General features: G+C 58.6%; 14 protein-coding genes. 10 read left to right on the top strand and 4 right to left on the bottom strand.

The window, feature by feature from the left end:
- Nucleotides 1-237: 237 nt before the first annotated feature.
- The 4 genes from EFB14_RS23445 to EFB14_RS23430 are packed head-to-tail and all read left to right on the top strand — an operon-like array spanning nt 238 to nt 2,555.
- Nucleotides 238-669, top strand: coding sequence for a hypothetical protein (locus EFB14_RS23445; RefSeq protein WP_126829074.1), 432 nt, complete (start codon nt 238-240; stop codon nt 667-669).
- Nucleotides 666-1,886 carry an Nramp family divalent metal transporter gene (locus EFB14_RS23440; RefSeq protein ID WP_126829073.1) on the top strand — a complete coding sequence of 407 codons (1,221 nt, stop codon included), beginning with the start codon at nt 666-668 and terminating at the stop codon, nt 1,884-1,886. The genes EFB14_RS23445 and EFB14_RS23440 overlap by 4 nt, the downstream gene beginning before the upstream one ends.
- The gene (locus tag EFB14_RS23435) at nt 1,883-2,245 is read left to right on the top strand and encodes a hypothetical protein (protein ID WP_245438291.1); all 363 of its coding nucleotides are present in this window, start codon (nt 1,883-1,885) and stop codon (nt 2,243-2,245) included. The genes EFB14_RS23440 and EFB14_RS23435 overlap by 4 nt, the downstream gene beginning before the upstream one ends.
- A 1-nt stretch (nt 2,246) precedes the next feature.
- Complete coding sequence (locus EFB14_RS23430) at nt 2,247-2,555, top strand: hypothetical protein (RefSeq protein WP_125850284.1); 309 nt, start codon at nt 2,247-2,249, stop codon at nt 2,553-2,555.
- Between the two features lie 126 nt (nt 2,556-2,681).
- On the opposite strand, the gene EFB14_RS23425 is transcribed toward EFB14_RS23430, so the two are convergent.
- A complete protein-coding gene (locus EFB14_RS23425) occupies nt 2,682-2,954 on the bottom strand; it encodes an usg protein (protein WP_125850286.1) in 273 nt (90 codons plus the stop codon).
- 279 nt (nt 2,955-3,233) lie between these two features.
- Here EFB14_RS23425 and groES point away from each other — a divergent pair, with 279 nt between their 5' ends.
- From groES to EFB14_RS23395, 6 genes are all read left to right on the top strand, one after another.
- A complete protein-coding gene (gene groES / locus EFB14_RS23420) occupies nt 3,234-3,548 on the top strand; it encodes a co-chaperone GroES (RefSeq protein WP_028739445.1) in 315 nt (104 codons plus the stop codon).
- A gap of 46 nt (nt 3,549-3,594) precedes the next feature.
- On the top strand, nt 3,595-5,223 hold the full coding sequence (gene groL, locus EFB14_RS23415) for a chaperonin GroEL (RefSeq protein ID WP_126829072.1): 1,629 nt from the start codon (nt 3,595-3,597) through the stop codon (nt 5,221-5,223).
- Between the two features lie 55 nt (nt 5,224-5,278).
- Entirely contained in the window at nt 5,279-5,596 is a 318-nt protein-coding gene (locus EFB14_RS23410; protein WP_245438290.1) for a hypothetical protein, read from the top strand.
- Entirely contained in the window at nt 5,577-6,005 is a 429-nt protein-coding gene (locus EFB14_RS23405) for a hypothetical protein (RefSeq protein ID WP_125850292.1), read from the top strand. The genes EFB14_RS23410 and EFB14_RS23405 overlap by 20 nt, the downstream gene beginning before the upstream one ends.
- A 68-nt stretch (nt 6,006-6,073) precedes the next feature.
- Entirely contained in the window at nt 6,074-7,168 is a 1,095-nt protein-coding gene (locus EFB14_RS23400) for a glycosyltransferase family 4 protein (RefSeq protein WP_126829071.1), read from the top strand.
- A 24-nt stretch (nt 7,169-7,192) separates the two neighbouring features.
- Nucleotides 7,193-9,397 carry an amylo-alpha-1,6-glucosidase gene (locus tag EFB14_RS23395; RefSeq protein ID WP_126829195.1) on the top strand — a complete coding sequence of 735 codons (2,205 nt, stop codon included), beginning with the start codon at nt 7,193-7,195 and terminating at the stop codon, nt 9,395-9,397.
- A gap of 39 nt (nt 9,398-9,436) precedes the next feature.
- Here the strand turns inward: EFB14_RS23395 and EFB14_RS33015 are convergent, their stop codons facing one another.
- The 3 genes from EFB14_RS33015 to EFB14_RS23385 form a co-directional block, all read right to left on the bottom strand.
- Nucleotides 9,437-9,577 carry a hypothetical protein gene (locus EFB14_RS33015; RefSeq protein WP_164737570.1) on the bottom strand — a complete coding sequence of 47 codons (141 nt, stop codon included), beginning with the start codon at nt 9,575-9,577 and terminating at the stop codon, nt 9,437-9,439.
- A gap of 83 nt (nt 9,578-9,660) precedes the next feature.
- Complete coding sequence (locus EFB14_RS23390) at nt 9,661-13,167, bottom strand: ATP-binding protein (protein WP_126829070.1); 3,507 nt, start codon at nt 13,165-13,167, stop codon at nt 9,661-9,663.
- On the bottom strand, nt 13,168-14,433 hold the full coding sequence (locus EFB14_RS23385) for a metallophosphoesterase family protein (RefSeq protein ID WP_126829069.1): 1,266 nt from the start codon (nt 14,431-14,433) through the stop codon (nt 13,168-13,170).
- Nucleotides 14,434-14,489: the final 56 nt, after the last annotated feature.

Below are 14,489 nucleotides of genomic sequence, written 5' to 3'. Positions count from 1 at the left end.
GGGACCACCCTCACCGGAGGCCTCGCGCGCGTTCGAGCGCTGCAACCGCCGCACACCGAGACGCGGTTCTAACCTGCAATTGATGTTTAGAGAGCCCTGCGCTGAAGCGGGCGTCGAACGGGCAGAGAAGCCCACTTTTTCGACCAGCAAGGACCTCGTGCCGCTTCGGTCCTTTGGAACATGCTGACTGGACCTGCGTTTTATGACGAAGGCAATAAACCGCTGTGCGGAACTCACATGGACCATCGGAATGTCTCGAAAATCCGCGTCAGTGTTCTTTGCTTGGCCGCAGCCCTGGCAGGCTGCTCTTCTTCCGAGTCTGATCAGGTTAGCGTGCAGTCGAAATTGATTTCTTCCTGCTCGAATTCGGCTCGCATGGCGCTGGAAGGCTGGCACTTGAACCAATTGCCGGAAGCGTACGTACGGCAAACCTTGCAGTCGATGCAGGGCAATGTCGAAAGAGCAGCTTCTGAAATCGAAGCCCTCCGCGACGTTGACACGGCGCAGCGCGGAATGCTGGCTAGGTCGGTCACCGACATTGTCAATTTACTCAGACAAGCGCAGAGCCAGGTTGCGCATGGAGATCACGATACCGTACAAACGACGCTGCACCTCAAAGATGCGATCGAGGGTCTCAGCCTGACTTCGGGTGTGAAACGCTCCACATGAAAAAGATGTTGGAAATATCGCTGGGAATAGTGACGAGTGTCGGCGGCTTTCTTGAAATCGGATCGCTGGCGACGGCTGCCCAAGCTGGATCGGCCTTCGGCCTTCAACTCATCTGGGCGATCATACTCGGCACTGTCTGCATCATTTTCCTTGTTGAGATGGCTGGCCGTTTTGCCGCGGTAAGTGGCCACACGATTTCGGACGGCATCCGTGAACGGTTCGGGTTCAACTTCTTCTTGCTGCCTTTTCTCTCGACCCTGTTGCTCAATTTAATGGTTCTCGCAGCTGAAATTGGAGGCGCCGCTATTGCGCTGGAGCTTGCCACAGGCATTGCCTTTCAGTGGTGGGCACCGGCCGTTGCGTTCCTTGCCTGGTTGTTGCTCTGGAAGGGCACTTTTGGTTTCATCGAGAAAGGCGTTTCCATCCTCGGTTTGGTGACGCTCTGTTTCGTCGTTGCAGCAGTATTGCTAAAACCTGATTTGAAGTCGGTGGCCGCCGGGGCTTTGCCAAGCATGCCAAAGCACGATTATGCCAGCTACTGGTTTATGGTCGTCAGCATTCTCGGCGCCTCGATATCGCCATACCTATTCTTGTTCTATTCGTCTGGCGCCGTCGAAGATCAATGGGACGAAACGTACCTAGGCACCAATCGCGCCATTGCAGGACTGGGAATGAGCTTTGGCGGCACGATATCGATCGCCGTGTTAATTGTGGCGGCCCTCGTGCTGGCTCCCAACGGGGTGGTCCAAGTCACACATTACCATCAGTTGCCGACAATGCTCGTCCCCGTGTTTGGTCGCTGGGGATACTGGCTGTTTGTTGCTTCCTTGGGTATCGCCTGTTTCGGCGCGATCCTCGAGCTTGGGTTACAGCAGGCCTATCTGGTAGCTCAGGGACTGGGTTGGAACTGGGGCGAAGATCGCAAACCAAGCGAAGACCCAGGATTTAGCGCCGCCTATACGCTGGCCCTTTTGTTTGCGGCCATTCCGATCGTCTCTGGTTTCGATCCCCTAAATCTGACGATCCTGTCCATGGCTTTGACCGCAGCAACACTTCCGCTAACAGTTATCCCGTTTCTATTCCTGATGAATGACGAGCGATATGTTGGAAAACATGGGAACGGACTCATCTCCAATTTTGCAGTCGTCTCGATCATCCTGCTGGGCTCTATCTTGGCGATTGTGAGCATCCCGCTTGAGCTACTTGGAGGCACATGATGGATTTGCTGCGTGATGTTCTCGACAAGCAATTGGTCGACCGACATGGCGTCAAGATGGGCAAGGTCGACGGCATCGTCGCCGAACTTCGGCGAGACGGCCCGCCCCGCGTGGTCGCAATAGAGGTCGGCGCCATTGTCATGGCCCGTCGATTTGGCCAACGGCCACAGCAATGGACAACTTGGCTCGCATCCAAACTTGGCGGAGAGGTACACTCAAGACCCCATCGCGTGGCATGGAGCACCGTCCGCGACGTTGGCGTTGACCTTAAGTTGGACGTGGCCGTGAGCGATACCGCAATTTTTGATTGGCAAGATTGGTTACGAGACAGGGTGGTGAGCAAAATTCCTGGAGCATGAGATGGATGAGATCAATATCGAATTGTTGGTGGGTCGGGCCGTCTTATCGAGGGAAGGAAAAACAATTGGTCATATTGAGGAGGTACGGGCGGAGCAGGAAGGACCAGATCTTGTCATAACCGAATTCCATGTCGGCTTGTATGCAACCATGGAGCGAATGTCAGCATCGCCGATAGGCGCACATGTCCTGGGTCTTTTCCGCCTGCGCCGCAGACATCGCGGCTATCGCATACGCTGGAATCAAATCGAACTCGGCAAGAGCGAGCTAAAGCTGCTTTGCGACGAGAAGGAACTTGCTTCGCTCGGCTGAAGTCGTTGCCGCAATCAGCTCTGCTCTTAGGCTCGGTGCCGGGCGGTGCGGTTAAATCCGCCGTCGCTTGTCGACGCTTCGCCACTCAATTCGATTTTTGCAAACGAAAAATCCAAATTTTAAGTCTCAGTGCAGCTTGAACTCGCCTTCGACGCGGCGCCATTCGTTGGGTCCGATCAGGCGCTGATGCGTATAGCGGACGGAATGCAGCGGCCCGTCAAGGTTGGCCTGCCAGTAGTTGAGGAACCTCTGCATCTCGGGGAAATCGGGAGCCAGGTCGTAATCCTGCCAGATATAAGTCTGAAGGACGGATTCGAAATCGGGAATGCGGTAGAGGATATGCGCGGTGGTGAGACCATAGCCATTGAGTTGGCGTTCAAGATCCGATGAAAATTGCATGCTTCATCTCCGTTTCACGACATTGCGAATGTGGCGCAAAATTTTGCGGCCATCAACAGGTTTTCAACGAAGAACGACAGTTTATTGTTCCTTTCCAGCATGTTAGCAGCCGATCAATACGAGTGCTAATTTTTTCGTGCTGACCTCTTGAAATCGAAAAACCGGCAAACCAGATCATTTTGCGCAAAACGCTCGACTGAGGTTTTGCACCTGCCCGGACTGGTCATCCGGTCCGGCCAGGGGAACAACGTCATCATTGTTTGTCCATCGGAGGAAAACATGTCGTTCCGACCGCTTCATGATCGCATTCTTGTCCGCCGGGTTGAGTCCGAAGAGAAAACGAAGGGTGGAATCATCATTCCCGATACCGCCAAGGAAAAACCGCAGGAAGGCGAGGTTATCGCCGTCGGACCCGGCGCGCGCAACGATGCCGGCCAGGTCCAGGCGCTCGACGTCAAGGCGGGCGATCGCATCTTGTTCGGCAAATGGTCCGGCACCGAGATCAAGATCAACGGCGAGGACCTGCTGATCATGAAAGAAAGCGATGTCATGGGCATCATCGAAGCCCCGGCAGAGCAGAAGCAGGCCGCCTGAAGGCCGACCCATCCGTAAATTAGCTGCCTATTGAGGAGTTAAAGAAATGGCTGCGAAAGAAGTCAAGTTTCATACCGATGCCCGTGAACGCATGCTGCGTGGGGTCGATGTGCTTGCCAATGCTGTGAAGGTGACGCTTGGCCCGAAGGGGCGCAATGTGGTGATCGACAAATCCTTCGGCGCACCGCGCATAACCAAGGACGGCGTTTCGGTCGCCAAGGAAATCGAACTCGAAGACAAGTTCGAAAACATGGGCGCCCAGATGCTGCGCGAGGTGGCATCGAAAACCAACGATCTCGCCGGCGACGGCACAACGACCGCGACCGTGCTTGCCCAGGCAATCGTCAAGGAAGGCGCCAAGGCGGTGGCCTCGGGCCTGAACCCGATGGACCTGAAGCGCGGCATCGACCTTGCTGTCGACGCCGTGGTCAAGGAACTGAAGACCAACGCGCGCAAGATCTCCAATAATTCGGAGATCGCCCAGGTCGGCACGATTTCGGCCAACGGCGACGAAGAGATCGGTCGTTATCTTGCCGAGGCAATGGAAAAGGTCGGCAACGAGGGCGTCATCACCGTCGAGGAAGCCAAGACGGCCGAAACCGAACTCGAAGTCGTCGAAGGCATGCAGTTCGACCGTGGCTATCTCAGCCCTTACTTCGTCACCAATGCCGAGAAGATGCGCGTCGAGTTCGAAGATCCTTACATCCTCATCCACGAGAAGAAGCTTTCGAACCTGCAATCGCTGCTGCCGGTTCTCGAAGCCGTCGTCCAGTCCGGCAAGCCTTTGCTTATCATTGCTGAGGACGTCGAAGGCGAGGCCCTTGCCACCCTCGTCGTCAACAAGCTGCGCGGTGGTCTGAAGATTGCTGCCGTCAAGGCCCCGGGCTTCGGTGACCGCCGCAAGGCCATGCTGGAAGACCTCGCCATCCTGACAGGCGGCACTGTCATTTCCGAAGACCTCGGCATCAAGCTTGAAAACGTCACGCTCAATATGCTTGGCCGGGCCAAGAAGGTGGCGATCGAGAAGGAAAATACCACGATCATCGATGGCGTCGGTTCCAAGACCGAGATCGACGGCCGCGTTGCGCAGATCCGCGCGCAGATCGAAGAAACCACCTCTGACTACGACCGCGAGAAGCTGCAGGAGCGCCTTGCCAAGCTCGCCGGCGGCGTTGCCGTCATCCGCGTCGGCGGCTCGACGGAAGTCGAAGTCAAGGAAAAGAAGGACCGCGTCGACGACGCGTTGCATGCAACCCGCGCGGCCGTCGAGGAAGGCATTCTGCCAGGCGGCGGTGTGGCGTTGCTGCGGGCCGTCAAGGCGCTCGACAATCTGAATACGGCCAACCAGGACCAACGTGTCGGCGTCGAGATCGTGCGTCGCGCGATCGAGGCACCTGTGCGTCAAATCGCCGAAAATGCCGGCGCAGAAGGTTCGATCATCGTCGGCAAGCTGCGCGAGAAGTCCGACTTCTCCTACGGCTGGAACGCCCAGACCGGCGAATATGGTGATCTCTACGCACAGGGCGTGATCGATCCGGCCAAGGTCGTGCGCACCGCGCTCCAGGATGCAGCCTCCGTTGCCGGCCTGCTGGTGACGACGGAGGCCATGATCGCCGAGAAACCGAAGAAGGAAGCCGCTCCGGCGATCCCCGCCGGTGCAGGCATGGATTTCTAGGGCACGCCGGCCCGCCCTGCTCTTGAAGGGCGGGCCTCCAGCAATGGAGGAACAAATGGTTCAAACGATCATCAAGAAGTCGCAAGCGCCGCTTGATTCCCGTGACCTGGAAGTCTGCCAGCACGTCTTCGATGACCTCAGAACGATGGCGGACGTGCCTCGCAATTCTGAAGAAGCCGAAGGCATCGCGGCCATCGTCGTGGAGCTTTATCGGCAGGGCGTTCGCAATAGAGAACAGCTGAAGACCATGGTTCAGGCCGCGCGCGGACTGTTCGAAAAGCAGCCTACTCAGGCGGGCGTGACCATAGGAGAGTCGACAAGGTCCATTGGTCCTATATCCGAGGAGTCGGAACATGAGAAAGGAAACCGATAGCAATTCTGCAGCCAAGCATGCCGTAGCAACAATCAGCGCCGCGCATCTGTTGCACCCGGCCATGCATTTCGATCATCCCCGCGACGTGCTGATGGCAGACAATATCAGCAAGGACGAGAAGCGGGCCATTCTGGCCTCGTGGGCGTCCGATATATGTGCAATCGAATCCATGCCGGCCTGGCGACGCTATCCGGGTACGGAACAGATCGTCTCTTATGATGAGGTTCTTGCGGCTTTGAAGGCCCTCGATGGCGGTGATCAGAGCACCTCGTCGCAAAAGCCGGCCGCTTCCCTCAACGACAGCAAAAGCCGCCGCCGCAGACCCCTCGCGCACCGATCCGGTGGCGGCTTCGGCCTGTGCAGCTACTGGAAAGGAGGGCGTCGCAGACAACTATTCGATTCCCTCTGACCGCCGCGTTTCGGACGCGGAGAAGATTTTTGCCGACGACTCTTTGCTCACTTGAGGAGGTTTTGCCGATGAAGATCGCTCAGATCGCACCGCTCGCCGAAAGCGTTCCCCCAAAGCTCTATGGGGGAACGGAGCGGATTGTCTCCTATCTCACCGAAGAACTCGTTGCACAGGGCCATGAGGTCACGCTCTTTGCCAGTGGCGACTCCGTCACCGATGCGAGACTGGTGCCCTGCTCAGATCTTGCGCTCCGACTCAACCTGGCGGTCAAGGACCACTTGCCGCATCAGGTCGTGATGCTTGAGGAAGTTCGCCGCCGCGCCTATGAGTTCGACGTGCTGCATTTCCACATCGATCTATTGCATTTTCCGCTGATCCGGGACTTTGCCGATCGTACGTTGACGACCTTGCACGGCCGTCTCGATCTGCCGGATCTCAAGCCCTTCTACAAGGCCTTCGCAGATATTCCGCTCGTATCGATCTCCAATGACCAGCGCCGGCCGATGCCGCCTGTCAACTGGGCGGGGACGGTTTACCACGGCCTACCCGCCGATCTGCTACCCTTCACGGAAAAACCAAAGGGCAATTACCTCGCGTTTCTCGGCCGCATTTCGCCGGAAAAGCGACCCGATCGCGCCATCGAGATCGCGGCAAAAGTCGGCATGCCGTTGAAGATCGCCGCCAAGATCGACTATGCCGATCGGGCCTACTGGGAAACGGTCATCGAGCCGATGGTGAAACGTCACTCCAATGTCGAGTTCATCGGCGAGATCAATGAGCATCAGAAGGCGGCGTTCCTTGGAAATGCTGGAGCCTTGCTTTTTCCGATCGATTGGCCGGAGCCGTTCGGACTGGTGATGATCGAGGCAATGGCTTGCGGCACCCCGGTCATCGCCTTCGGCTGCGGCTCGGTTCCGGAGGTTATCGACAGCGGCGTGTCCGGCATTCTGGTCGACAGCGTGACCGAGGCGGCCGACAACGTCGAATGGGCGCTTCGGATGGACCGCCTCAGAGTGCGGGCGACATTCGAGAAGCGCTTCACCGCGGAACGGATGGCGCGCGACTACCTCGACCTCTACCGCAACCTACCCCGCGTCCGTACCAAAGCCGCTCCACTTCGCCGGTCGAATGGGCACCCACTCGACCTGCAGGTGGTCGCCTGAGACTTCAGGAGGAGCAAAAAATTGATCGCTTCCGCAAACAGCAGTTCCGCGCCCGCATCGGCCGGCCCGGCGGCACCGACCGGGCAATTTTTCATTCCGGCTGCCGCATCGCTGCAGGAGCGCCGGCCGCGCACCCTCAAGCATGGCGATACTTTCGCCGTCTTCGATCACAATGGCGACGCAGTTTCCTGGCCAGGCAGCCCGGAAGGCCTATTTCATCGCGACACCAGACATCTGTCGCATCTCTACCTGACGATCAACGGCAAGCGCCCGATGCTGTTGTCGTCGACCCTGCGCGACGACAACGCGACGCTTACCTGCGATCTCACCAATCCCGACCTGTTCGACGACAAGGAACGGCTCGTCCTCGGCCATGACCTCATTCACCTGCGCAGGTCTCGCTTCCTCTGGAATGCTCACTGTTACGAGCGGCTCTCGATAAGGAATTTTGACGACCGGCCGCAGCTCATTCGTGTCGAGATTGCGTTCGGAGCCGATTTTGCCGATCTGTTCGAAGTTCGAGGAACGGTCAGGACGAGAAGAGGGCGCCATCTTCCCCCCGTCATCGAGCAGGATTGTGTCTTTCTCTCCTATATCGGCCTCGACAAGAGGAGCCGATCGACGCGTCTTTCCTTCGAGCCGAAGCCGGACCAGATCGGCACCGACCATGTCACTTACGATCTCCGCCTGGCACCGCATGAAAGCCGGTCTTTGTTCATAGAAATCGGTTGTGACGCGACTGAGCCTCGAAAACCCGGCCATCGTTCGTTTTTCCTTGCCCTGCGGGATGCACGCAGGGCCCTGCGCGCTTCTTCGTCGCGCGCCGCTTTGATTGCAACGTCGAATGAAATCTTCAACGAAGTCGCCCGACGCAGTATCGCCGACCTCTACATGCTGATGACAGACACGCCTGAAGGTCCCTATCCTTATGCGGGAATTCCCTGGTTCAGCACTGTCTTCGGACGCGATGCAATCATCACAGCGCTGCAGACCCTGTGGCTCGATCCGGAGATCGCCCGCGGTGTACTTGGGCATCTTGCCGCCAACCAGGCGACGGATGTAGATCCGGCTTCGGACGCCGAGCCGGGAAAAATCCTGCACGAAATACGCGCCGGTGAAATGGCAGAACTCGGCGAAGTTCCTTTTCGCCGCTATTACGGCAGCGTCGACTCGACGCCGCTGTTCGTGATGCTGGCCGGCGAATATCTCAGGCGAACCGGTGATTTTGCGACCATCGACCGTCTCCTGCCGCATATCGAAGCCGCACTGACATGGATTGATGACCATGGCGATCGCGACGGCGACGGCTTCGTCGAATATGGCCGGCAGACGCAAGAAGGGTTGGTCAACCAAGCATGGAAGGACAGTCATGACTCCATTTTCCACGCGGACGGTACGCTGGCAAAGGGTCCGATCGCGATCGCCGAAGTTCAGGCCTATGTCTTTGGCGCCTGGCAGGCGGCGGCCGAGATCTTTCGTCTCTTCGGCCGGCCCGAACGGTCCGCTAGCTTCCTAGCGCGGGCACAGGGCTTGCGGCGCGCCTTTGATATTAGTTTCTTCGACGAAGAGCTCGGCACATACGTTCTGGCGCTAGACGGGCACAAGCGGCCCTGCAGGGTCCGCTCCTCCAATGCCGGCCATGCCCTGTTCACCGGCATCGTCTATCCCGAACGGGCCGCACAGCTCACCCTTACTTTGATGAGTGCCTCCTCCTTTTGCGGCTGGGGCATTCGAACTATTGCCTCCACTGAGGTGCGCTACAATCCCTTGAGCTACCATAACGGCTCGATCTGGCCACATGATAATGCCCTGATCGCCAGCGGCCTTGCCCGCTATGGTTATCGCGCTGAAGCCGCGCGGATATTCGAAGGACTATTTGCCGCCTCGACCTACACCGGCTTACGGCGGCTTCCAGAACTCTTCTGCGGCCTCCCGCGCAAGCGCGCGCAGGGGCCGACCTTCTACCCAGTCGCGTGCTCCCCGCAAGCATGGGCGGCGGCAACGCCTTTGTCGTTACTGCAGTCATGCCTTGGTCTTGAGTTTGATCCCAACGCCTTACAAATCAGTTTGAACACGCCGCGGCTTCCGTGTTTCCTTGACGAGGTCAGGTTGCGGCGCTTGCTGATCGGCAAAGGCTCGGCCGACATTGCGATCCGCCGCTCCGGCCGCAATGTCGTCGTAGACGTCATCGGCCGCAAGGGTGACATTCGCGTGCTTACGACGGCATGACCGGTTGCGTCATGGCGGCCGGGACAGTGGCAGCCAATTTCATTTGTCCTGCACTTCGTCGTCGGCGGAGAGCAACTCAACGAGCGCGGCAACCTTGCCCGTCGGCAGACGCCGACCTTCGCCCATCAAGGCTTCGTCGTTGCTGGCCCATGCAAATGCCTCGGCGAGTTCAGCCGACAAAGGACGGCAACCGAGATTCGGCTACTTCCTACAAGAGATTCGAGCCATGCAAGTTGCCGAAGGGCTCAGGGATTGTAACGCGACTATTCCGCGGCAACGACGTCGATCCGTCCCGTCGAGGTTAGCGCTTCCAGATCATGCAGCCGGGCGCTCGGGGCGACGTTTCGAGCTATGTCGATAAGATGTCTGTGATGAGTCAGATAGATCACCTGTCCGTGTCGGGCCATCTCTGAGAACAACCTAAACGCCTCTTCGGCTCGAAAGTCGTCGAAAGTCTCCATAATATCGTCGGCGATGAACGGGATCGGCGCGTGGTTCCCCACCAGCTCGTGATAGCCGGCGACACGAAGTGCCAGGTACAACTGGAAGCGGGCTCCCTTCGACAATTCGTGGGCTGCTTTGGATCCACCGGATGTGGAAACGGCGATCAAAATTTCGCCGTCCTTGCCGGGTTGCGCGGCCACCTCCCGATAGGCTCCTCGGCTGATTGTCCGAAACGCAGCGGACGCCCTTGACATCATGCCGCTGCGGTGACGGTCTCTGTAAAGCTTCAAGCCGTGGTCTGCGGCGACGACGCCTGCGCGGAGCTCCATGTACCGCTTTGCACCATCCTCTATTTCAAGCAGCGTCGTTCGTCTGCGCTCTTCAATTTCAGCGACCTTCGAGTCGCCTCCAACGGCATCGAGAGAATCCTGCGATTTCGAGCGAGCGTGAAAGATTTCACTGCACCTCTTGTCCTGATCCTGCAACAACGGCGTCAGTCCGGCGAGTTCCGCTTCGAGTTCAGTCCTATCAGCCGAAACGGCCATGACCTCCACTTCGGACAAGTCGCGTGCGCCGACACTCTGCACGATTTCGTTCTCCAGCTCGCAGATAGAATTCACTAACTCTCGGCGCCGCGCAGCAAGATCCATGCGTGCATTGACATCCTTCAAATCGACAACGCCGAAGAATGCGATCATTTGCTGGGCCTGCGCATCGAGAAGCTCCTGTGCTAGCTTGAGATCGTGGTGCTCCTTTCGTTTGCCGTCCAGCTCGCCGTCGAGTTTCTCCCGGCGCTGCTTATTCAGGCCAGCATCGGTCACCTTGTCGACGACAGCCTGAGCAAGTTCACTGAGGGATCTATCCGGGGCGATTCCAAGCTTCTGACATAATTCGAGAACCATTGCCTCGAACGCTGCCCTATCCTTCTCCATCTTCTGGACGCGGTCTGTGAGCCCCTCCTTGGTCTCGATCGCGGAGGCGAGCTTCTCAAGCGCCGCAAGTATCTCGTTTGCGGCGCTGGGACCCGGCACGGATGCAAGTTCACCGAGCCAGCACGTCTCGCAGACTGCCGCCCATTGTGAATTCCAAGCGGCTACGTCACGCTCGGCGTCGTCAAGGGCACGCTGGCGCTCCAGGCGTTCTTTGCGAAGCCGCTCCATCTCCTGAACACGGCCGAGGGCGGCCCCGTGGGCATCCAGCGCCTCGTCTGCAACCGACAATAGCGCTGCAATGTCTGCGTCCCGATGGAAGGATAATCCAGCAGTGGTCATCGCATTCATAAGAACGAGCCGGGATCGATCAACCCGATCGCGCACGTCGGCGATTTCCTGTTCGATGCTTGCCAGACCTTCTTTGGCCTTGAGGGCCTCGTCCCGCTTCGAAAGCCAGTCTTCGAGCTCGGCCGGGTGGCTTCGATCAAGCCGGGCGCCCGGCGCGAGTTCGCGTACCACGTCGGCGACCTCAGATCTGATACGATCGAGTTCGCCGAGAGCGCGCCGGTGGTGTTCCTCGGCGGATTGAACATCCGAGGCGGTCGATGCGCGCCGCAGCAGAAGCTCGTTCAACTTGCTGATCTCCGCAGCGTGCAAAAGCCGCTTCGATCCAAGATGGTCGTCCGCCCTCATGGCAGCTTCAAACGCATCCGCAGAGGCGGCGTCCATCGTCTGCCGATGTGTCGTCCACGCGCTTTCGCGAAGGCCACGGCTGGCGGAGATACTGGCTTCGTCGATTTCGCCCGCCTGCTCGCGGACCGCCGCAATCTCCGACTCCAATCTTCGGACCTCGGGCTCTAGCCGATCGAGATCAGCGCGGGAGGTTCTTACCTTTTCTTCGCTCTGCCTGAAGGCATTCTTCCAGTCTTCCAACCTGATCGGCGAAGGACCTGCCATTAGGCTCAGGTCAACAACGGTGCCACGCCACGGAAGAAGCCGCGCCAACGCTCCCGACAACGTCAAGGAGGCAGCGTCGCGACGCCGCGCCAGTGAGCGCAGCGGAATCTCCTCGTCAGAACGTGGAACAGCCTTGACCGTCGCCGCTAGCAGCTCGAATGCCCTGACCCTTTGGGATGAAAGGGGTGAATTCGCTTCCAAAGCCTCGTCGCAACCGGCTGAGAGCGCTCGCTCCGCCTTGGCGACCTCGTGGGCCGCAGCGGCTCTCTGGGCATCGACACCGGATCTCGAACCGATCAGCTCCCGAAGCGTGCCGACGGTCGCGGCATCGAGGACGAGCCTGGTGGGGGACGCTTCCCCGGACCGTCCTAACTGTAAAAGTATGCTTTCAACAGAAAGATCGGCTGCGCGGGCGGAAAGCTTGGGTATATCCTTCTCAGCAGTCAGGAACCGGGCCTTCAGTTCAGCCAGCTCGTCCATGCTTGAGGCCAAGCGCAGAGCGACCGGATCCGGCTTGATCTCAGTGGCCTCCTCTTCGATCGATCCGATGGAGCGGAGTACGGCCTGCAGCTTGACCCGATGTTCGATTTCCTTGGTCCGAAGAGTGGAAAGCTCCTCCCGCCAGGATTCCGGCGGCTCCGGTACGACCTCCATGAGCCGAAGGCTTTCCTTCAGTCCCGCCAACCGGTTCATGGGAAGCAAAACTTGGAGAATGCGCCTTATCTCGTTGATCCGTTTGTGGGTCGCGGCCCTATCGCCAACGGCCTCCTCGTAGAGGCGGCCCATCCGGTCCCTTTCTTCAACGAGTTTGTGATGGTCGCTGGCCTGCAGATCCAACGCTTCGCGTTGCTGCTTTAGTTCCTGGAGCTTCGCCTTCAGATCGCCGAGGACGCCGCTGCGAGCGCGATACCGATAGAAGCTGTCGGCCTCGCCACGGATCGCAACCAGTTGCCGGCCAAGGTCAGAAAGGCCTGCGCTGGCAGAGAATAACAGTTGGCCGAGATCGCCTTTGCTGGCGAGAATTCCCTCTCCGCCCTTCTCCAGCGTCTCGTCGTCGAGAGAGAACATTGTGGTGAAGGCGTCGCGGTCGATGCCCCCGAGGTCGGCCCTAACAAGTGCGTCCGGTAATGTCCGCTCCTCGTCGTCGAGCAGACTGTTCTGAGGTCGTTTAATGCGGACAAACTCGTGGTCCAGACCGCCGACATGCATATTGGCGCCGATCCGCATCGTCGGATAGGGATGTAGGAATCCATATTTGCTGGAGCTGGGAATGCCGAAGATCAAGTCCAGGATGGCGTCGAACGTCGTCGACTTGCCTGCCTCGTTAGGGCCGTAGATTATGTGGAGATCGGGCCCATCCGCAGGCCGAGGTCCGAAGTTGATGACGCCGTCGGTGAACTTGCCGTAGCGCGTGAGATCGAGGCGATTGATCCTCATCTATTCCCCCTCGCCGCCGCGAAGACGCGCAACGACATCGGACGATCCCTCTCGGGCGAAGCTTCTCAATATCCGCTGGAAGGATATCTCGTCGGCTCCGAAGATGTCCCGCAGTTCCGGAGGAAGCTGACCACGCAGTTCGTCCGCGATCGCTCGGACGTCCTGCTGGTAGTCGGTCGAATCCTTCACTTCCTTGTCGATTATCGTCACGAGTTCCTCAAGCGCTCCCGACCTGTTTTCGGAGCGGCTAGGCGGTACGCATGACGTATGGACCTTGTCGATCCAGACGTTTCCAATCACCGCGCCGCGGGTTTCCATCTCGGTCCGGACAAGATCGAGATCGCGACGAACACGCCAGGCCAGCTCATTCGATCCGGTAATCTCCAGGCGGGTGACGAGATGGTCGGCCTCCACGACCGATCGCAGATCCTCCATTTTTTTGAAGATCGTGCCGATCATTTCCTTCCAGTCCGACGCACCCGACACATCTACCTCGAGCCGCTCGAACTGCGCGACGCTTGTCTGCCGCTCTTCGACGACGACTGACTTATCGTCGCGTATCGTCACTAGTGAAACGGACTTCGGACCGTCCTCGTTAATGTCGCGGCCCTGGGGAATTCCCGGCATGACAACGGCCGACAAAGCGCCTTCAACGATTGACCGCTTATGTATGTGTCCCAACGCCCAGTATCGGAAACCGCTTCGTTGGAGATCGGTGACACTGCACGGGGCGTACAAGTCGTGTTTCTCGGAGCCGCCAAGGCTCGTATGCATTATCCCGATGTTGACCGTATCTGGCACCGGCGGTTGATAGCGTACCAGCAGGCTTTCCGGCGCATGTGGCTTGGCGAAGCTGAGCCCGTGAATGACCACAGGAAAATGCCCTGGCGCGCGATCAATGGCCACCGTTTCGGCGGTCGCACCGAAAACTTTCACGCTATCAGGCATCACCAGCTCGGTCGTGATCCTCGACAAGGCGTCATGGTTGCCGCGGATGATAAAGCTTTTGATCCCGGCCTCGTGCAGCCGGCGAAGCTGCTCGGCCAGAAATCGCGCCGTTTTCATCGAAGTCTGATCGCCATCGTAGAGATCGCCAGCGAGTACGAGCGCATCAACCTGTTCTTCGAGACAGAGGTCTATGATCCGGACGAACGCGCGCCGCGTCGCCAATCCTATCACTTCGGACAGCTCGGGATTGCGCAACGCAAGCGTCTTCAACGGCGAGTCGAGATGCACGTCCGCAGTATGCAGAAAGCGATAGGTCAATTCGGAACCTCGTGCGTGGGTCTCCGTCTATACGCGACTGCCTGCGCGCGGGCCAG

It is taken from the genome of Rhizobium fabae (genome assembly GCF_003985135.1).
Taxonomy (GTDB): domain Bacteria; phylum Pseudomonadota; class Alphaproteobacteria; order Rhizobiales; family Rhizobiaceae; genus Rhizobium; species Rhizobium pisi.
Note: the sequence above shows the minus strand (reverse complement) of the source record. Positions and strands in the feature narration are given on the sequence as shown.